The 19,021-nt window shown below is 71.6% G+C and carries 19 protein-coding genes; 10 read left to right on the top strand and 9 right to left on the bottom strand.

All coding sequences use genetic code 11. The features are described from left to right. Nucleotides 1–80: 80 nt before the first annotated feature. From NW895_RS16330 to NW895_RS16345, 4 genes are all read left to right on the top strand, one after another. The gene (locus tag NW895_RS16330) at nucleotides 81–1,886 is read left to right on the top strand and encodes an ABC transporter ATP-binding protein (RefSeq protein ID WP_289936267.1); all 1,806 of its coding nucleotides are present in this window, start codon (nucleotides 81–83) and stop codon (nucleotides 1,884–1,886) included. After that, a complete protein-coding gene (locus tag NW895_RS16335; protein ID WP_289936268.1) occupies nucleotides 1,883–3,664 on the top strand; it encodes an ABC transporter ATP-binding protein in 1,782 nt (593 codons plus the stop codon). The genes NW895_RS16330 and NW895_RS16335 overlap by 4 nt, the downstream gene beginning before the upstream one ends. A gap of 411 nt (nucleotides 3,665–4,075) precedes the next feature. After that, nucleotides 4,076–4,546, top strand: coding sequence for a DUF5709 domain-containing protein (locus NW895_RS16340; protein WP_289936269.1), 471 nt, complete (start codon nucleotides 4,076–4,078; stop codon nucleotides 4,544–4,546). A gap of 69 nt (nucleotides 4,547–4,615) precedes the next feature. After that, a complete protein-coding gene (locus tag NW895_RS16345) occupies nucleotides 4,616–4,882 on the top strand; it encodes a type B 50S ribosomal protein L31 (RefSeq protein ID WP_289936270.1) in 267 nt (88 codons plus the stop codon). Between the two features lie 29 nt (nucleotides 4,883–4,911). On the opposite strand, the gene NW895_RS16350 is transcribed toward NW895_RS16345, so the two are convergent. Next, nucleotides 4,912–5,706 carry a metal-dependent hydrolase gene (locus NW895_RS16350; RefSeq protein ID WP_289936271.1) on the bottom strand — a complete coding sequence of 265 codons (795 nt, stop codon included), beginning with the start codon at nucleotides 5,704–5,706 and terminating at the stop codon, nucleotides 4,912–4,914. 145 nt (nucleotides 5,707–5,851) lie between these two features. On the opposite strand from NW895_RS16350, the gene NW895_RS16355 reads away from it, so the two are divergent. Beyond that, complete coding sequence (locus NW895_RS16355) at nucleotides 5,852–8,365, top strand: DEAD/DEAH box helicase (RefSeq protein ID WP_289936272.1); 2,514 nt, start codon at nucleotides 5,852–5,854, stop codon at nucleotides 8,363–8,365. A 19-nt stretch (nucleotides 8,366–8,384) separates the two neighbouring features. Continuing rightward, nucleotides 8,385–9,257: an acyl-CoA thioesterase II gene (locus tag NW895_RS16360; protein WP_289936273.1), complete on the top strand. Its 873-nt coding sequence runs from the start codon at nucleotides 8,385–8,387 to the stop codon at nucleotides 9,255–9,257. A gap of 39 nt (nucleotides 9,258–9,296) precedes the next feature. Here the strand turns inward: NW895_RS16360 and NW895_RS16365 are convergent, their stop codons facing one another. After that, nucleotides 9,297–10,214, bottom strand: a complete 918-nt coding sequence (locus tag NW895_RS16365) for a DUF6397 family protein (protein WP_289936274.1) — start codon at nucleotides 10,212–10,214, stop codon at nucleotides 9,297–9,299. 133 nt (nucleotides 10,215–10,347) lie between these two features. Then, entirely contained in the window at nucleotides 10,348–10,761 is a 414-nt protein-coding gene (locus NW895_RS16370; RefSeq protein ID WP_289936275.1) for a roadblock/LC7 domain-containing protein, read from the bottom strand. A 105-nt stretch (nucleotides 10,762–10,866) separates the two neighbouring features. Here NW895_RS16370 and NW895_RS16375 point away from each other — a divergent pair, with 105 nt between their 5' ends. Continuing rightward, nucleotides 10,867–11,295, top strand: a complete 429-nt coding sequence (locus NW895_RS16375) for a PPOX class F420-dependent oxidoreductase (RefSeq protein WP_289936276.1) — start codon at nucleotides 10,867–10,869, stop codon at nucleotides 11,293–11,295. Between the two features lie 53 nt (nucleotides 11,296–11,348). On the opposite strand, the gene NW895_RS16380 is transcribed toward NW895_RS16375, so the two are convergent. The 5 genes from NW895_RS16380 to NW895_RS16400 all read right to left on the bottom strand — a co-directional run bounded on the left by NW895_RS16380 (nucleotide 11,349) and on the right by NW895_RS16400 (nucleotide 16,320). After that, the gene (locus NW895_RS16380; RefSeq protein ID WP_289936277.1) at nucleotides 11,349–11,954 is read right to left on the bottom strand and encodes an ATP/GTP-binding protein; all 606 of its coding nucleotides are present in this window, start codon (nucleotides 11,952–11,954) and stop codon (nucleotides 11,349–11,351) included. A gap of 166 nt (nucleotides 11,955–12,120) precedes the next feature. Further along, nucleotides 12,121–12,531, bottom strand: a complete 411-nt coding sequence (locus tag NW895_RS16385; protein WP_289936278.1) for a DUF742 domain-containing protein — start codon at nucleotides 12,529–12,531, stop codon at nucleotides 12,121–12,123. A gap of 22 nt (nucleotides 12,532–12,553) precedes the next feature. Beyond that, nucleotides 12,554–12,988, bottom strand: coding sequence for a roadblock/LC7 domain-containing protein (locus tag NW895_RS16390; protein ID WP_289936279.1), 435 nt, complete (start codon nucleotides 12,986–12,988; stop codon nucleotides 12,554–12,556). Beyond that, nucleotides 12,985–15,507 (bottom strand): nitrate- and nitrite sensing domain-containing protein, encoded by a 2,523-nt coding sequence (locus NW895_RS16395; RefSeq protein ID WP_289936280.1) that lies wholly within the window; start codon nucleotides 15,505–15,507, stop codon nucleotides 12,985–12,987. Before NW895_RS16395 ends, NW895_RS16390 begins: the two co-directional genes overlap by 4 nt. Nucleotides 15,508–15,546: 39 nt before the next feature. Next, nucleotides 15,547–16,320 (bottom strand): MHYT domain-containing protein, encoded by a 774-nt coding sequence (locus tag NW895_RS16400; RefSeq protein ID WP_289936281.1) that lies wholly within the window; start codon nucleotides 16,318–16,320, stop codon nucleotides 15,547–15,549. Nucleotides 16,321–16,472: 152 nt separating this feature from the next. Here NW895_RS16400 and NW895_RS16405 point away from each other — a divergent pair, with 152 nt between their 5' ends. After that, nucleotides 16,473–17,072, top strand: coding sequence for a class I SAM-dependent methyltransferase (locus NW895_RS16405; protein ID WP_289936283.1), 600 nt, complete (start codon nucleotides 16,473–16,475; stop codon nucleotides 17,070–17,072). A 4-nt stretch (nucleotides 17,073–17,076) separates the two neighbouring features. Here NW895_RS16405 and NW895_RS16410 read toward each other — a convergent pair whose 3' ends face one another. Further along, nucleotides 17,077–17,832, bottom strand: coding sequence for an alpha/beta hydrolase (locus tag NW895_RS16410; protein ID WP_289936284.1), 756 nt, complete (start codon nucleotides 17,830–17,832; stop codon nucleotides 17,077–17,079). 126 nt (nucleotides 17,833–17,958) lie between these two features. Between NW895_RS16410 and NW895_RS16415 the strand changes: the two genes are divergently transcribed. Both NW895_RS16415 and NW895_RS16420 read left to right on the top strand, forming a co-directional pair. Further along, nucleotides 17,959–18,483 carry a PadR family transcriptional regulator gene (locus NW895_RS16415; RefSeq protein ID WP_289936285.1) on the top strand — a complete coding sequence of 175 codons (525 nt, stop codon included), beginning with the start codon at nucleotides 17,959–17,961 and terminating at the stop codon, nucleotides 18,481–18,483. Nucleotides 18,484–18,612: 129 nt separating this feature from the next. Further along, a complete protein-coding gene (locus NW895_RS16420) occupies nucleotides 18,613–18,909 on the top strand; it encodes a hypothetical protein (RefSeq protein ID WP_289936286.1) in 297 nt (98 codons plus the stop codon). The last annotated feature ends 112 nt before the right edge of the window (nucleotides 18,910–19,021 follow it).

Raw genomic sequence — 19,021 nt, forward strand, 5'->3', positions numbered from 1 at the left:
AACCTTTCACGGCTTGTTACCGCTCGATCCGCGTAGCGCGGCTCTCCCCCCATCCCCTGACACGAGCCACTTGGGACGTCATGCAGATTCAAGACCTTCCGTATCCCGACCCGGGTGTACCGGACGCGCGCTCGGGTCCCCGATTCCTGAGATGGCTCTTCCGGAACCAACTGGGCGGACAGCTCAGATCGCTGGCCTGGGGGCTGCTGCACTTCACCTCCGTGACCTCGCTGCCGTTCTGCGTCGGGTTCGCCGTCCAGGCCGTCGTCGACCACTCCGGCGCACGGCTGGCGCTCGCGGGCGCGCTGATGGCGCTGGCCTGCGTCGGCACCGCGGTCGGCGACACCTTCCTGCACCGCGCCGCGGTCACCAACTGGATCACGGCGGCGGCCCGCGTTCAGCAGCTGCTGGCCCGCAAGGCCGCCCTCCTGGGCTCGGCACTGACCCGGCGTGTCGCGGCCGGCGAGGTCGTGGCCGTGTCCACGGGTGACGTCGAGAAGATCGGCTGGTTCGTGGAGGCCCTCTCCCGGTTCACCGCGGCGGCGCTCACCATCGTGCTGGTCTGCGTCGGCCTGGTCGTCTACCAGCCGGCGCTCGGCGTGGTCGTCGCCGTGGGCCTGCCCGTGCTGGCGGTCGCGGTGCTGCCACTGCTGCCCCGGGCGACCCGGCGCGCCGACTTCCAGCGCGAGAAGGCGGGCCGCGCCACCGAACTTGCCTCGGACACCGTCGCCGGTCTGCGCGTGCTGCGCGGTATCGGCGGCGAGGAGCTGTTCCTCGACCGCTACCGCCGCGCCTCCCAGGAGGTCCGCCACGCGGCCGTGCGCACCGCACGGATGTGGTCCCTGATCTCCGCGGTCCAGGTACTGCTGCCGGGGCTGCTGCTGATGACGGTCGTCTGGTACGGCGTGCACCTGGCCCATCAGGGCCGGATCACCGTCGGCGAACTGGTCACCGTCTACAGCTCGGTCATGATCCTCACTTATCCGCTGCGGCACTTCGAGGAGATCGCCATGGCGTACTCCTTCTCCCGGCCCTCGGCCAAGCGGGCCGCGCGCGTGCTGGCGCTGGAGCGGGCCACGGACACCGCGGGGTCGCGCGCGGCCGACGTCCCCTCCGGAGACCTGTACGACCCGGCCACCGGTCTGCTCGCGCCCTCCGGCCGGTTCACCGCCGTGGTGTGCGGCGACCCGGACGCGGCCGGACGGCTGGCGGAACGGCTCGGCGGGCATCCCGCGGAGAAGGCCACGTCGGTGCTGCTGGGCGGTGTGCCGCTCGACGAGCTGCCGCTGGACGCCGCACGTACGGCCGTCCTGGTCCAGGACAAGGATCCGGTGCTGCTGTCCGGCACCCTGCGCGACCTGCTCGACGTGCCCGCGTCGGGCGACGTCGGCGCCGAGCAGGCGCTGGCGGCGGCGCAGTGCGACGACGTGCTCGCGGCGCTCGTGCAAGGGTCGATCGACGCCGAGGACCCGATGGACGCCCGTATCACCGAGCGCGGCCGGTCCCTGTCGGGCGGCCAGCGCCAGCGCCTCGCGCTGGCCCGGTCGCTGATCACGGACCCCGAGGTGCTCGTCCTGGACGAGCCGACCTCCGCCGTCGACTCGCACACCGAGGCGCGCATCGCGGAGGGGCTGCGGGAACTGCGGGCGGAACGCACGACCGTGGTGTTCACCTCGTCGCCGCTGCTGCTGGACCGCGCGGACCGGGTGGTGTTCCTGCACGACGGCGAGGTCGCGGCGGTCGGCGTCCACCGGGAGCTCGTGCACAGCGAACACCGGTACCGGGCCGTGGTGACGCGGGAGACCGATGACGAGGCCGCGCTGCGCGGCGCGCTTGACGAGCTGGACGACCTGCAAGAGCTGGAAGAGATCGAGGAGACAGCATGATCGGCGTGGCGCCACCGGCGTACGACCCGGCGGCTCCGACGACGGCGAGCACCCTGCCCGTCGGCGCCCCCGCGACCGTACGCGCCTACGTGGCCGAACTTCTGCGCCGGCACCGGCGTGCCTTCCTCGTCCTCGTCACCGTCAACACGGTCGCCGTCGTCGCCTCGATGGTGGGGCCGTACCTGCTGGGCGGGCTCGTGGAACGGCTGTCGGACGGCGCGCGGGAGCTCCATCTGGGGCTGACCGCCACGCTGTTCGTGCTGGCGCTGGTCGTCCAGGCCGCGTTCGTGCGGGAGGTGCGGCTGCGAGGTGCGATGCTCGGCGAGCGGATGCTGGCCGACCTGCGCGAGGACTTCCTCGTGCGGTCGGTCGGGCTGCCGCCGGGCGTTCTGGAGCGGGCCGGCACGGGTGACCTGCTGTCCCGTATCACGACCGACATCGACCGGCTCGGCAACGCGATGCGCGAGGCCGTGCCGCAGCTGGCGATCGGCGTGGTGTGGGCGGCGCTGCTGCTCGGCGGGCTGGTGGTCACGGCGCCGCCGCTGGCGCCGGCCGTGCTGCTCGCCGTGCCGCTGCTGGTGACCGGCTGCCGCTGGTACTTCCGGCGGGCCCCCTCCGCCTACCGCTCGGAGGCCGCCGGGTACGCCGCCGTGGCCGCCGCGCTCACCGAGACCGTGGACGCCGGGCGCACCGTCGAGGCCCACCGCCTCAGCGCCCGCCGCATCGAGCTGTCGGAACGCCGGATCAGGGAGTGGACGGCCTGGGAGCGCTACACGCTCTGGCTGCGGTCGGTGCTCTTCCCGGTCATCAACGTCACCCATGTCACGGTGCTCGCCTCGGTGCTGCTCGTCGGCGGGGTGTTCGTGCTGCGGGGCTGGATCGGAGTCGGCCAGCTGACCACGGCCGCGCTCATCGCGCAGATGCTCGTCGACCCGGTGGGGCTGATCCTGCGCTGGTACGACGAGCTGCAGGTGGCCCAGGTGTCGCTGGCCCGGCTGGTCGGAGTCCGGGACATCGAACCGGACACCGGGGACGGCGCGCTGGCTCCGGACGGGCGGGACGTACACGCCGACCGGGTGTACTTCGGCTACCGGGACGGCGTGGACGTCCTGCGCAAGGTGTCCCTGGAGGTGGCTCCCGGCACCCGGCTGGCGCTGGTCGGCCCCTCGGGCGCGGGCAAGTCCACCCTGGGCAGGCTGCTCGCCGGCATCTACGGGCCCCGCGCCGGCCGGGTCACCCTCGGCGGTGCCGAGCTGTCCCGGATGACCGCGGAGCGGGTCCGCTCGCACGTCGCCCTCGTCAACCAGGAGCATCACGTCTTCGTGGGCTCGCTGCGCGACAACCTCCGGCTGGCCCGCACCGAGGCCACCGACGCCGAGCTGTGGGCGGCACTGGGCGCGGTCGATGCGGACGACTGGGCCCGGGCCCTGGACGAGGGCCTGGACACCGAGGTCGGATCGGGCGGCTTCGCCCTCACCCCGGCCCAGGCCCAGCAGATCGCGCTGGCCCGCCTGGTGCTGGCCGACCCGCACACGCTGGTCCTGGACGAGGCGACCTCCCTGCTCGACCCACGGGCCGCCCGTCACCTGGAGCGCTCCCTCGCGCGTGTCCTTGACGGCCGCACGGTGGTCGCGATCGCCCACCGCCTGCACACGGCCCACGACGCCGACGTCATCGCCGTCGTCGAGAACGGCCGCATCAGCGAGCTGGGCAGCCACGACGAGCTGGTGGCCGCGGACGGGGCGTACGCGGCGCTGTGGCGGTCGTGGCACGGGTGACGGCGCTACGGGGGGCGGGGGGCTGAGCCGGCAGGGTCCGGCGGCGCCCCCGCCCGACGGGAGCTCCTGTGCGTCGACGGCTCCCCCTGCCCGGCGCCGGACACGCCCCGCGCCGGACACGCCCCGCTCCAGGCGCGATGCCCCCGGCAGGGCGCGCCCAGCAGCGCGCTGGATCGGTCGGGGCGCAGACCACGGGTGCGCCGGCCCGGGCCGTCGGTGGGCCGTTCCGGGGGCCGGGCCCGTGCCGTTGCGCGGTCCCGAACCGGGGTGGAAGTCTGGGGGTAGGCACCGGCTGGGGGAACGCCCGGGAACCACGCGGATCCTCGACGGGTGGCGCCAGTGCCCCGTGCAGCGGCGGCCCGGCGCGGGCCACGGTGAGAACGGGCCCGTCCCACCCCCCTGGAGGTACCCGTGAACAGCGCCGACGGTTGGGGAGACGACGTCTACCAGCCCGACAGGTCCGAGCAAAGAGAGGACACGGGGCTGCTCGACGCCGAGGACACCCTTGAATACGACGGCGTCGACGATCCCCTCGACCGGGGCTGGTCCCCTCCGGAGCGCCCCTGGGCCGTGGAGCACAGCGGCGTGACGGCCGCGGAGCGCCGGCGCGGCGAAACGCTGGACCAGCGGCTCGCCGAAGAGCTGCCGGATCCTGGCGAACCCGACGGTGACGGCCTCGGGGACTGCCAGGGCACTGACGGGGAACTGCTGGACAACGAGGTCGGCGCCGTTCGCTCCGGCCGTCTCGTGGCACCCGACGAGGGGGCGCACGAGGACGAGGAGCCCGCGCTGGTCGCCACGGACGTGGGTATCGACGGTGCGGCCGCCTCCGCCGAGGAGGCCGCGGTGCACATCGTCGACGAGGACACCCAGTCCCGCTGACCCCGTCGGCGCCACCGTCCCCACTGGCCCCGCACCGCCATACCGACCTGCGCCGCACAAGGAGCAGCCATGCAGCAGGGCAAGCACCCCGACTACCACCCCGTCGTCTTCCGCGACCGCGCCGCCGGTTACGCCTTCCTGACCCGGTCCACCGCGACCAGCGAGCAGACCATCGACTGGGACGACGGCGAGACGTACCCGGTCGTGGACGTGGAGATCTCCTCGGAGAGCCACCCCTTCTACACCGGCAAGGCGCGGACGGTGGACTCGGAGGGCCGTGTCGCCCGGTTCGAGCGGCGTTACGGGGGTGGCGAGGGCGCCGGCGGCACGGGCTGACCTGCCCGGAACAGGCGCCGGTCGAGGGCTCAGATGACGTTGAGCGCCGCCGCGCAGCCCACTCCGCCGAGCACCATGAACGCCGGCATCAGCACCTTGAGCTCGACCCAGCTGCCGGCCCGGAACCGCATGGCCTTCGGCGGACCGACCGGGTACCAACGCTTGCGGCCCACCGGGATCGGCCACAGTATCGGGCAGCCGGAGACGGTCAGCGCGTCCCCGATGTCGTGCACTATCGCGCCCAGCAGGACCGGCAGGCCCAGCCACAGGTACTCCTGCCCCGGCGCGCCGAACAGCCAGTCCGAGCCGTTGCCCGGCTTGTCCAGCACACCGGCGACGATCCACGCGCTGGTCGCGGCCAGCAGCCACACCAGGACGTCGGCGCTGGAGCCGCGCGTCGCCCGCCACAGCAGGCCTTCGATCGCCAGCACCAGGTGCACGAAAAGGATCGCGAGCACCCCCCAGCGGTCGCCGGTGATCGCCACGGCCGAGCTGCCCGCACCGATCAGCACGGCCCACAGCCAGGTGTGCGTGAGCGTGCGATGCCCGCCCGAGCGACGCGGGTCGCCCTGCTTCTTCGTGGCCTTGTAGACGGCGTAGGAGAGCTTGTCGACGATCTCGCACAGCCAGCGTGACAGCGGCCCGAAGGACCGCGAGATCGTGGCGGCCTTGTGGTCGAGATCGGGAGCGAGCGCGGCTCCGGCGCAGATCAGCGCCCCCGACAGCAGGACCGGCCAGGGCATCGGGTGCCCGGCTGCCGCGGCGGCCGCCCCGACGCCGAGCCAGGCCGCGGCGCCCGACAGTGAGTGTGCTGGTCCCATCATCGCCGTTGCCTGCCCCATTCCTCGTGTGCCGCTGTCCAGTTGACCGGGTGCGTTGACGCTCCGTCGGCGACACAGCGTAGCGTTCGCGATCTTCGGACTGGCATCCGATTCCCGCGGAGGGGAGGAGGCCAGGCAAGATGGGTGCGTGACCCTCATCGATCAGCTGCCGCCGACCGCCGACCCCGACGACCTGTACGAGGCTTTCGAGTCGTGGGCCCAGGAGCGTGGCCTCACGCTCTACCCCCACCAGGAGGAAGCGCTGATCGAGGCGGTATCTGGTGCGAACGTGATCGTGTCGACGCCCACCGGCTCCGGCAAGAGCATGATCGCCGCGGGTGCCCATTTCGCCGCGCTGGCCCGGGACGAGGTCACCTTCTACACAGCTCCGATCAAGGCGCTCGTGTCGGAGAAGTTCTTCGAGCTCTGCAAGCTCTTCGGCACCGAGAACGTCGGCATGCTGACCGGCGACGCGTCCGTCAACGCCGACGCCCCCGTCATCTGCTGCACGGCCGAGGTTCTCGCGTCGATCGCGCTGCGTGACGGAAAGGACGCGGACGTCGGCCAGGTGGTCATGGACGAGTTCCACTTCTATGCGGAGCCGGACCGTGGCTGGGCCTGGCAGATCCCCCTGCTGGAGCTGCCGCAGGCGCAGTTCGTCCTGATGTCGGCCACGCTCGGCGACGTCTCCTTCTTCGAGAAGGACCTCACGCGCCGCACGGGCCGCCCCACGGCGGTGGTCCGTTCGGCGACCCGGCCGGTGCCGCTCTCGTACGAGTACCGGTACACGCCGCTCACGGAGACGCTCACCGACCTGCTGGAGGCCCGGCAGGCGCCCGTCTACATCGTGCACTTCACGCAGGCGCAGGCGGTGGAGCGGGCGCAGGCGCTGATGAGCATCAACATGTGCTCGCGTGAGGAGAAGGACCAGATCGCCGAACTGATCGGCAACTTCCGCTTCACCACCAAGTTCGGCCGCAACCTCTCCCGTTACGTACGGCACGGCATCGGTGTCCATCACGCCGGCATGCTGCCCAAGTACCGGCGCCTGGTGGAGAAGCTCGCGCAGGCAGGCCTGCTGAAGGTCATCTGCGGCACGGACACGCTCGGTGTGGGCGTCAACGTGCCCATCCGGACGGTGCTGTTCACGGCACTCACCAAGTACGACGGCAGCCGTGTGCGTACGCTGCGCGCCCGCGAGTTCCACCAGATCGCCGGCCGGGCCGGGCGCGCGGGCTTCGACACGGAGGGTTTCGTCGTAGCCCAGGCGCCCGAGCACGTCATCGAGAACGAGAAGGCACTGGCCAAGGCGGGCGACGACCCGAAGAAGCGGCGCAAGGTCGTCCGCAAGAAGGCGCCCGAGGGCTTCGTCGCCTGGACGGAGAAGACCTTCGACAAGCTCATCGAGTCCGAGCCGGAACCGCTGACGTCCCGCTTCCGGGTGACGCACACGATGCTGCTGTCGGTGATCGCCCGGCCCGGCAACGCCTTCGAGGCGATGCGGCGCCTGCTGGAGGACAACCACGAGCCGCGCAAGCAGCAACTCCGGCACATCCGGCGGGCGATCGCCATCTACCGCTCGCTGCTGGACGGCGGCATCGTCGAGAAGCTCGACAAGCCGGACGCCGAGGGCCGCATCGTCCGCCTCACCGTGGATCTGCAGCAGGACTTCGCGCTGAACCAGCCGCTGTCCACCTTCGCTCTGGCCGCGTTCGAACTGCTGGACCCCGAGTCGCCGTCGTACGCACTGGACATGGTGTCCGTCGTGGAGTCCACGCTGGACGACCCACGGCAGATCCTCGCCGCCCAGCAGAACAAGGCGCGGGGCGAGGCCGTGGCCGCGATGAAGGCGGACGGCGTCGAGTACGAGGAGCGCATGGAACGCCTCCAGGACATCACCTACCCGAAGCCCCTGGAGGAGCTGCTCTTCCACGCGTACAACACCTACCGGCGGAGCCACCCCTGGGTCGGCGACCATCCTCTGTCGCCCAAGTCGGTCATCCGTGACATGTACGAACGGGCGCTGTCCTTCACGGAGCTGGTGTCCTTCTACGAGCTGGCCCGCACCGAGGGCATCGTGCTGCGCTACCTCGCCAGCGCCTACAAGGCCCTCGACCACAACATCCCGGACGACCTCAAGTCCGAGGATCTGCAGGATCTGATCGAGTGGCTCGGCGAGATGGTGCGCCAGGTCGACTCCAGCCTGCTCGACGAGTGGGAACAGCTCGCCAACCCGGAGGAGATGACCGCCGAGGAGGCCCAGGAGAAGGCCGACGAGGTCAAGCCGGTCACCACCAATGCACGGGCCTTCCGCGTCCTCGTCCGCAACGCCATGTTCCGTCGCGTCGAACTCGCCGCCCTGGACCAGGTCGAGGAACTGGGCGAGATGGACGCCGACTCCGGCTGGGACGCCGAGGCGTGGGGCGAGGCGATGGACAAGTACTGGGAGGAGTACGACGACCTCGGCACCGGTCCTGACGCCCGCGGTCCGAAGCTGCTGCTGATCGAGGAGGAGCCGCAGAACGGCCTGTGGCGCGTCCGGCAGATCTTCGACGACCCGAACGACGATCATGACTGGGGTATCAGCGCGGAGGTCGACCTCACGGCCTCCGACGCGGAGGGCCGCGCGGTCGTCCGCGTCACCGACGTCGGCCAGCTGTGAGCACAGGAGAAACGCACCCATGACGACGAACCCGGCCGAGAGGCTCGTCGACCTGCTCGACCTGGAGCAGATCGAGGTCAACATCTTCCGCGGCCGCAGCCCGCAGGAGTCCTTGCAGCGGGTCTTCGGCGGCCAGGTGGCGGGCCAGGCGCTGGTCGCCGCCGGGCGCACCACGGACGGCGACCGCCCTGTGCACTCGCTGCACGCGTACTTTCTGCGCCCGGGCAGGCCGGGCGTGCCGATCGTGTACCAGGTGGAGCGGGTCCGGGACGGGCGGTCGTTCACGACCCGCCGGGTCACCGCCGTGCAGCAGGGCCGCACGATCTTCAATCTCACCGCCTCCTTTCACAAGACCGAGGAAGGGAGCTTCGAGCACCAGCTGCCGCCGGCCCGCAAGGTGCCCGATCCGGAGTCATTGCCGACGGTCACGGACGAGATCCGGGAGCATCTGGGCTCGCTGCCGGAGCAGTTGGAGCGGATGGCGCGCCGCCAGCCGTTCGACATCCGTTATGTGGACCGGCTGCGTTGGAGTGCCGAGGAGGTGAAGGACGCCGAGCCGCGCAGCGCCGTGTGGATGCGCGCCGTCGGGCCGCTCGGCGACGACCCGCTCGTGCACACCTGCGCCCTGACCTATGCCAGTGACATGACTCTCCTCGACGCCGTGCGCATCCCGGTGGAACCCCTGTGGGGCCCGCGGGGCTTCGACATGGCGTCGCTGGATCACGCGATGTGGTTCCACCGGCCGTTCCGTGCGGACGACTGGCTGCTGTACGACCAGGAGTCGCCTATCGCGGTCGGCGGTCGGGGTCTGGCCCGCGGCCGGATCTACGACCGCGAGGGCCGGCTGGTCGTGTCGGTCGTACAGGAAGGGCTGTTCCGCAAACTGGGCTGACATGGCGGCGAGAGAACCCGACAGGCCAGGGCGCTGTGGTCACGAGCTTCTGCGGCGCAGCCAGTTCAGCAGGCCGCGGGATCGTTCGGTCTCCGCGGTCGGCTTCCGTTCCGGTGCGGGGCGGGCTGTGGCGGGCTTCGGGGCGGGGCGTGGCGCCGGACGGTGTGCGCGTGCGTCGTCCAGTTCCTGCGCCAGCCCGGCCCGGAGCCATGCGATCTCGTCCGGGTCGTCCGCGGTCATGAGTTCCTCGGCGAGCTGCGCGGCCGGTGAGCCGGGTGAGCCGTGGGCCGGTGGCGCCGGGCGGATCCGGTTCAGATAGGACCGCTCGTACGGGTCCCTGACGACCTCCGAGAGCTGAACCGGGTCGAGCAGCGACGCCACGACGGCGGCCCTCGCCCACGAGTCGTCCGCCTGACGGAGCATGAACCCCAGGTGCCGGTTGCGCCAGTTGCGCGGACGCAGATCCACTCCTCTGCCCAGCAGGGTCCTCAGTGCCTCTGGCGTACGCCCCTTCAGCAGCGGGGCGTTCTCCCTGTCCGCCGCGAACTGCCGTAGCTCGTCGGCCAGATAGAGCCAGATCACGGTCCGGTAACGGTTCAGGTAGAACTTCACGGGCATCAGCAGTCCCAGCCGTGCGAGGCGTGTGAACCGTTCCCTGGACACCTCCATCAGGGCCGCGCCCTCCGCGGCTCCCACGGCCTTGACGCTGTCCCGCAGTGCTTGAGGAAAGCCCTCCTGGGCGCGGAGCCGTTCGATCTCGGCGTGGGTGACGCGCCGGCCGCCTCCCCCGTCGTCGGGAACGGTGCGGATGCGCCCCAGATGTACGCCGATATCGAATTCGCTGCGCTTCAAGCCGAGTTCGCGTGCCGCTCGGCTCTGCGTGACCGAGGTGTCACGGGTGCTGGTGATCTGCTCGATGGTGCCCGTGGCCGCATGCGTGATGGTGTTGCCGGACATGCTCGTCTCCCCCGTGGAGTCGTGAAGTGTGCCTGGCCGGCTCCGTGTGCGCCCGCCTGAAAAAACCGTAGCCGCTTCGGCCGATCTCGTGGCGAGCCTGTGGATAACTCCGCGGGGGTGACGAAAGGCCAGGTCAGAGGTCTACGACAGGGGCCCGCTCGGGCTGCCGGGCGTCCACGTCGAGGTGCTCGCCGACCCGGTTGACGAGCAGCGTCATCTCGTAGGCGATCTGGCCGATGTCGGCCTCGGCGCCGCTGAGCACGCACAGACAGCTGCCGGTGCCCGCCGCGGTGACGAACAGGACCGCGTCATCGAACTCGATCATCGTCTGGCGTACTCTGCCGGCGCCGAAGTGGCGGCCCGAGCCCTTGGCCAGGCTGTGCAGTCCGGACGAGACGGCGGCGAGGTGCTCCGCGTCCTCGCGTCGCAGTCCCGTGCTCGCGCCCGTGACCAGTCCGTCGTTGGACAGGACGAGTGCGTGCCGCACATGTTCGACGCGCTCGGTCAGGTCGTCCAGCAGCCAGCCAAGTCCCTGGTTCTGCGCCATGATCCGGTCTCCCCGTGTTCTCCCCGTGCGATGCGTCCCCCTGGCCGGAGGATCTGTTCGCCAGCCTTCCCCACGGCCGGGCTCCGAGCAAGGAGGATGGGAGGCATGGCGCAGAAGATGACCGACGAGGAATGGCGGGAGTTCGTCTCGTACGGCACCCGCACCGGCAAGCTCTCCACCGTCCGGGCCGACGGGAGTCCTCATGTGACTCCCGTCTGGTTCCTGCTGGACGGTGACGAGGTGGTGTTCAACACCGGAAAGGACAGTGTGAAGGGACGCAATCTGGCGCGGGACGGCCGGGTCGCCCTGTGCGTGGACGACGACCGGCCGCCGTACGAGTTCGTGGTGCTGCGGGGCCGTGCCCGGCTTTCGGAGGACCTTGAGGAACTGCGGCACTGGGCCACCCGCATCGGGGCGCGGTACATGGGTGAGGAGCGTGCAGAGGAGTTCGGTGCCCGCAACGGCGTGCCGGGCGAACTCCTCGTCCGCGTCACGATCGACAAGGTTCTGGCGGAGAAGGGCGTGGCGGATTAGGCGCCGGTCCGCCGAACCGCGCCCTGCCGGTCCGCCGAACCGCGCCCTGCCGGTCAGCTCACGGAGTCGAGCAGTCGGGCGGTGTGCATCCGCCCGGCGTACTCGACGAGCCGGATCAGCACCTCCTTCCCCGAGTCGCGGTCACGGGCATCGCAGAGCACCACGGGCGTTCCCTGGTCGAGGTCGAGGGCGCGCGCGACGTCCTGGGCGCCGTGGAGTCGGGCGCCGGCGAAGCAGTTGACCGCCACCACGAAGGGAATGCGCCGGTGCTCGAAGTAGTCCACCGCGGGGAAGCAGTCCGCCAGGCGCCGGGTGTCGGCCAGGACGACGGCGCCCAGGGCACCCTGCGACAGCTCGTCCCACAGAAACCAGAAACGGTCCTGGCCCGGTGTCCCGAAAAGGTAGAGGGACAGCCCCGACCGAATGGTGATCCGTCCGAAGTCCATGGCGACGGTCGTCGTGACCTTCTGGTCCACACCGCCGGTGTCGTCCACCAACTGGCCTGCTTCGCTGAGCAGTTCCTCGGTACGCAGCGGCCTGATCTCACTGACCGCGCCCACCAGGGTGGTCTTGCCCACGCCGAAACCGCCGGCGACCAGAATCTTCAACGCCAGGGCGGTCGTCTCGCCGTCTGTGGCATCGGAGTGCTCGGAGACCATCGATCACTTCTCTCGGGAGTGCCGGAGTCAGCATCATGACAACTGACGTGTGCCTGTGGTGAGTTGGACAGTTATGCAGCCGATGTGACCGGTCGGCGGTCATTCGGTGCCCGGAACCATGCGCAAGGTGAGCGCCATCGGCGTCCGGGTGGGCGTGAACTTTCCTCTACAGCGCTCGCAATCCCGCGATCACCTCGCGCAGAATCCGCTCGTCAGGCAGTTGCGCGGGCGGTACGGGGCGGCTGACGGTGACGCAGGCGAGTTCGAGCAGGTCGCCGAGGAGCACCCTGACCACGCCCACGGGCAGGTCGGCGCCGGCGGCGAGTTCGGCGACCGACTGGGTCTCCGTGCGGCACAGGTCGATGAGCGCCCGGTGTTCCGGCCCGAGCGCGGTGTCGTCGACACCGGGCGCGCCCGGGTCCAGCGTGACGAGGGCGATCAGATCGAAGCGCACGCCGGTGGGGCCCGGCCTGGTGCGGCCGCCCGTCATGGCGTACGGGCGGACCAGCGGCCCTGCCTCGTTGTCGTACCACTGGCTGCCCTGCGCGCGCGGGGCGTCTGGCATGTCCTCGGTCATCCGTTCCGACCGCCCTTGCGTCTCATCCGGCGGGCGGTCGCGCGGCGGCGCGCGGTGCCGTGTGGAGGTGCTCACCGACGCGTTTGACCAGCCGTGCCATCTCGTAGGCCACGAGGCCTATGTCGGCGGTGACGGCGGTGAGGAGGGCGAGGCACGAGCCGTCGCCCGCCGCGGCCACGAACAGGAAGCCGTCATCCATCTCCACCATGGTCTGGCGCACGCCGCCGGCGCCGAAGTGGCGGCCCGCGCCCTTGGCCAGGCTGTGGAAGCCGGAGGCGACCGCGGCGAGGTGTTCCGCGTCCTCGCGCCTCAGGCCGGTCGACGCTCCCACGGCCAGCCCGTCGTTGGACAGCACCACGGCGTGCCGTACCTCACTCACGCGCACGACCAGGTCGTCCAGCAGCCAGTCGAGTTCTCCGGCTCGCTGGGCGGCCTTCATGCCCGGGTCCTGGATCATGCGGGGTCTCCTTCGCTGCTGTCACTGCCCGCCGCGGGACCGGAAGCGGCGCCGCGGCCGGGTTGCCTGCCACCACCGCGCGCCCAGCCGTCGCGGTACGCCGCCATGCGGTCCCGTACGAGTTCGGGGGTGCGCTCGTCGTCGCGTGGGGCGGACGCCGGCGCCGGTTCCTCGGGACGTCCGTCCCGCAGTTGGGGGGCGAGGCTGGCCTGCCGTACGCGGCGGGGCAGGTCGTCGGACTCGCCGGAGTCGTCCTGGGGGCGGTGCAGGCGCAAGGTGGCGACTCCCGGGGGTGGTGTGTGAGTCGTGGTCTCCGCGGCGGCCGGTACGGGAGCCACCAGTGCGGGCCGGCCGGCCGGTGCCGGCACGGGCTCCTGCTGCCGGTCGGTGCCGGGCACGCGCGCGTACGCGTGTTCCTCGGGCTGCCGTGCCTCCGCCGTCTCACGGGAGGAGGGTTCCGTGGCGCCACTGTGCAGCAGGGCGGTGGGCAGCAGGACGACCGCGGTGGTGCCGCCGTACGGCGATGGCCTCAGGTGCACCTGGATGCCGTGCCGGGCGGCGAGCCTGCTGACCACGAACAGGCCGAGCCGGTCGCTGTCGAACAGGTCGAGCGCCTCGGAGTGGGCGATACGCCGGTTGGCCTCGGCGAGGGTCTCCTTGCCCATGCCGAGACCTCGGTCCTCCACCTCGACGGCGTAGCCGTTGCCGACGGGTTCGCCGGTGACGCGCACGCGTGTGTGCGGAGGCGAGAACTGGGCGGCGTTCTCGATGATCTCGGCCAGAAGGTGGGTGAGATCGGCGACGGCCGCGCCGACGACGGACGCCTCGGGGAGTTGCCGTACCTCCACGCGCGCGTAGTCCTCGACTTCGGAGAGGGCCGCGCGGACCACGTTCGTCAGGGAGACGGGCATGCGCCAGGCACGGCCGGGTGCGGCACCGGAGAGGATGATCAGGCTTTCCGCGTGGCGCCGCATGCGGGTGGTGAGGTGGTCCAGGCGGAAGAGGTCGCTCAGCTCGTTCGGGTCGTCGGAGCGGCGCTCCATGCTGTCGAGGAGGCTCAGCTGACGGTGGACGAGGATCTGGCTGCGGCGGGCGAGGTTGACGAAGACTCCCGAGATGCCGCTGGCGAGTTCGGCGCGCTCGACGGCGGCCCGCAGCGCAGCGCGGTGCACGGTGGTGAGCGCTTCGGCGACCTGCCCGGTCTCGTCCTCGGCGGGCGGTCCCGACGGCGCCTCGGCCTGGATGTCGATCTCCTCGCCCGCGCGCAGTTTCCGCATGGCGCCGGGGAGTTTGCGCCGGGCGATCTCCAGGGCGCTGTTGCGCAGGCTCTCCAGTTCGACGACGAGGCCGCGGCCGATGCGCACGGAGATGACGAGGGACGCGGCGACGGCGGCGAGCCCGAGCAGGACCGCGGCACCGGCCGGCGTGAGCAGACCGCGGGTGAACGGGTCGGCCCGGTCCGCCACTCCGCGCCCGGCCTGCTCCTCGATCGCCCGCATGCCCTCCTGCACACGCGTGTGTGCCGTGTCCCACCTCGCTTCGGGTGCCGCGGCGACCGCCCGGGCGCCCGGACCGCTCGCGAGGACCTTGTCCTCGGCGGCGCTCAGGGCGGCGTAGGCGCTGCTGTCGGCAAGGTTGCGCCAGGCGGCGCGTTCGGAGCCGCGCAGGTCGGCGACGGCCGACTCGGTGAGGGCGCGGCGCCTGTCCACGGCACCGGTGAACAGCCGTAGCCGCTCGCCCGTGAGCCCGCCGGCGAGGTGGGCACTGGCCAGTGCCGCGTCCTCCTGGGCCAACGCCTCTCCCGCGCGGGAGAATTCGAGCAGCACGCGCGCGTCCGACCCGAGGTCGCCGTCCTGGATACCGGTGAGGGCGCCGCCCAGGCCGAAGGCCGTCGCGATGGTCTTCGTGTACCGCTCGTACGTCTCCTGCCAGCCGGCGCGACGGTCGAGCACATCGGCGCGCAGCGAGCGCAACCGCTCGGCTCCGGCGACGAAGGTTTCGAGCCGCTGGGCCACGCCGGTGGGCAGTTCCTCGCCGTCGGCGACGGTGTTGCGGTCGCCGAGCCGGAGCTTGGCCACAGCCTGGTCGGTGCTTTCCGAGAGTTCCTCGTAGTCGCGGCCCGGCACCGCGGACGGTTCGGTCGCACGGCGTACCGCTGCCGCGCGCTCGGCCTGCAGAGCGGCGACGGCGGCGGCGACGGGGGCTCGCACCCTGGCGTCGACGCGTTGCACCTGCCGCAGCCGGGAGATGTCCTGGGCGGTGCTGACGGTGGCGTACGCCCACAGGGCCAGCAGGGAGACGACCGGCACCATCAGCAGGCAGACGATCTTGGCGCGTACGGTGCGGGGCCGTATGTGCCGACGCCCCGCGCGCGGGGGCGCCCCGTCCGCCGCGGTGTCCGTGGGCGGCTCGTGCGGGCCTTCGTCGGCGGGTGGTCCGGCGTGCGCGCGGCGGCCGCGGACGGGCTGCGGGGGCGGCGGCTCGGCGCCGGCTGTGGGGGTGCTACGGGGTGTACGCATGGCCTCCTCGCTCGGGAGTGGTTCAGGGCGTGGCCGCCGCTAGCGGGCGGCGCTCTCGACCGGCTGCTGGGCCGAGGCTGACGCCTCCCGCTCCCCCGCCGTCGGCGACAGCGCGACGAAGGCCGAGGTGAGGAACAGGTAGGACCCGAGGCCGACGGCGAGGGGGAAGACGAACTGCATCGCCGTAGCGCCGGGCAGGACGTCGCTGGAGGGCGTGACGTGCACGGTCACCGCGAACATGGCTGTGTAGTGCATGCTGCTCACCGCCGCGCCCATGATCAGGGAGGCGACGGTGACCGCGAGGGGCGACTTGATGTTGAGCCCCGCCCACAGGGCCGCCGTCGCCGCGACGACGGCGATCAGGACGGACAGGGCGACGCGCATCGGGTCGTAGCTCACCTCGCCGTGCAGACGTACCGCGGCCATGCCCAGGTAGTGCATGCTCGCCACGCCGAGCCCGGTGGTGAGCCCGCCCAGCAGCAGTGCGCGTCCGCGGTCACGGCTGTGGCCGACGGCGAAGACGCCGGCACAGACGACGATCATGGCGACCAGCAGGCTCGCGACGGTGAGCGGCACGTCGTAGCGGATGTCGGTGCCGCTGACGCTGAAGCCGAGCATGGCCACGAAGTGCATGGTCCAGATGCCGGTGCCGATCGCCGAGGCGGCGGTGACGAGCCAGTTGCGGCGCGAACGGCCGGTGGCGGCGAGCGCGCGGACGGTGCAGCGCAGCCCGAGGGCGGCGCCGGTGCAGGCCATCGCGTACGACAGCACGGGGGTCAGCCAGCCGAGGGCGGCGTGGTCCAGGTGTCCCATGGCCCCGGGACGCTAGTCCTGGAGGGGGCGCACAACCGGAGCGCATTTCGAAAGCTGCTGGAATATGTCGAAGAGATGTACCTGAACGATCGCGTCATGCTCGAACGTGTGCACTGCGATGTCATCTGCGCCGGTGAGGGATCATGCGGAACATGAGCGACGACCACACACATGTCCAGGAGTTCTTCACGGCCCGCGCCGCCGACTGGGACAGCCGGTTCCCGGATGACGGTCCCGCCTACGCGGCCGCGGTCGCCGGCCTCGGGCTGCGTGAGGGAGACCGCGTGCTCGACGCGGGCTGCGGCACCGGACGCGCCCTGCCGCCGCTGCGTACGGCCGTGGGGCCCTCGGGAGTGGTCGTCGGGGCCGATCTGACCCCGGCCATGCTCCAGGCCGCCGTACGGGCCGGCAGGGACCGTGACGGGCACCTGCTGCTGGCCGATGTCACCGCGCTGCCGCTGCGGTCGCGGTCACTCGACGCCGTGTTCGCCGCGGGCCTGATCGCGCATCTGCCGCATCCGGCGGACGACTTGCGGGAGTTGGCCCGTGTGGTGCGCCCCGGCGGCGTCCTGTCGCTGTTCCATCCGATCGGCAGGGCCGCGCTCGCGGCCCGCCAGGGCCGCCGGATCACGCCGGACGACCTGCGCGCCGAGCCCAATCTGCGCCCGCTTCTGGAGCGTTCGGGGTGGCGCATGACGTCGTACGTCGACGAGGACGCCCGCTTCCTGGCGCTGGCAGTCCGCGAGGACTGACGGTTCAGCCCCGCCCCGCGACCGCCGCCGCGAAGGCGTCCGGGTTGTCGAACATGACGTTGTGCCCTGCGCCGGGCACGGACACCACGCGCACGCCCGCGGCCTCCAGGGCGTCCCTGCCCTCCAGGTCGCCGCTGAACTCGCCCTGCAGGTACACGCGCTCGATCGGCAGCCCTTGCAGGATGCTGCGCATCACGGGCTCGGATCCGTGCCTGAGCCCGACGGCCGAGCGGTGCAGGGCACGCGGGTCGGCCAGCCGCATCGTCGCCGCCCACGTGGGGCCGGCCTTCTCCAGCACGCGCGCGTACGCACCGTTCACGAAGGCCTCCTCCTCGTAGGAGGCGATGCCGCTGCTGCCGGCCGTCGGCGGCGGAAAGGCGTCGAGGTTGGCCTCCGTGAGGACCAGGCGGGAGACGAGTTCGGGCCGCCGGTGGGCGAGCACGATCGCGACGGCGCCGCCCATACTGTGCGCGATCAGCTCCGCGCCGGTCAGTCGGGCCGCGTCCAGCGCCGCCGCCAAGGCGTCGGCGTGGTCCTGGAGTGAGTAGCCGAAGTGTGCGGGCCGGTCGCTGATGCCATGTCCGGGAAGATCGACGAACAGGCTGCGCCGGCCGGCGAGTTCGGGACGGGCGGCTATGTGGGCGTGGTACACGGCCGAGACCGACCCGAGCCCGTGCACGTACACCCGCGCCGGCTCCCCGCCCGGTGCCTCTGTCCAGCGGATGCAACTCCCCTTGCCGTCGAACTCGGCCTGCTGCAACGCACCCTCCCTCATTCGTGACACCACCGTTGTCGGCGCGCCGAGAGAGAATACCTCGGTTACGAGGTATTCTTCACCCGATGTACAGAAGCTGCGATGTACAGCGGGATGCTGAAGAATGCGGGCATGCTGGAGCTCGCCATCCTCGGATTCCTGTACGACACCCCGCTGCACGGCTATGAGCTGCGCAAGCGCATCACGGCGCTGACGGGGCACGTGCGGCCCGTCGCCGAGAGCACGCTGTATCCCGCGATCAAGCGCTTGGAGAAGGCGGGCCTCCTGGCGCGCGCCACGGCTCCGGGCACCGTGGCCGCGCCGCGTCATGTCCTGACGCTCACCGAAGCGGGCAGGCAGGAACTGCGCCGCCGACTCGCCGAGCCCGCGCAGCGCGACATCACCGACGAGAACCGCTGGTTCACGGTGCTCGCCTTCCTCCGGCACCTGGACGACGCCGCCGCCCAGGCGGCCGTGCTCCGGCGCAGGCTGGCCTTCCTGGAACAGCCGGCGAGCTTCTTCCACGACGGAGACCGTCCGCTGCGCGCCGAGGAGATGGACGATCCCTTCCGGCGCGGGATCCTCACCATCGCGCGTGCCACGTCCCGGGCAGAACTGTCCTGGCTGCGCGAGACGCTCGGCTCACTCGACGGCTGAGCCGCGTTCCCGCCGTTCGCAGTGCTCGGCCGCCTCCTGCCCCTTCTGTCGTCGGGGCTCCAACTCCGGGTTGAGGATCGGGAGATGGGCGGTGTGTCATGGCAACCACACAGGGAGAAGGTGGTCAGCATGTTCGGCAGGGTCCGCAAGGCCTGCGCCAGATTCCTCGACGCCGCGCGCGCAGGGGCGAACACCGGCCGGGACAAACCCACACACAATCTTTTCGAAGCTGCCGCGGCGTACGTCTCGGCGTGCGCGGAGGACGATCGGGATGGGATCGACGAGGCCGCGGGCTGGGTGTCGCCGGAGGCGCTGTCGTTCGGCGTGAACGAGCTGGCCTGCAGGGCCGTCATCGCGCTGGCTCGGGAACGCGGCGAGTCGCCCCGCGCCGTCGCCCGCGCGCTCCTCGGGCTTCCGGCGGCCTGACCCGCCGGCGGCGTGTGGTCGATTCGCCCCGTCCAGCCGGAAAACTGCAGCTCCGAGTGGGCTGAGAGGTCGTGACAACCGCCTTCCTGTCGCACTAGGGTGCGCGCGATCG

It is taken from the genome of Streptomyces sp. S.PNR 29 (genome assembly GCF_030386795.1).
Classification (GTDB): domain Bacteria; phylum Actinomycetota; class Actinomycetes; order Streptomycetales; family Streptomycetaceae; genus Streptomyces.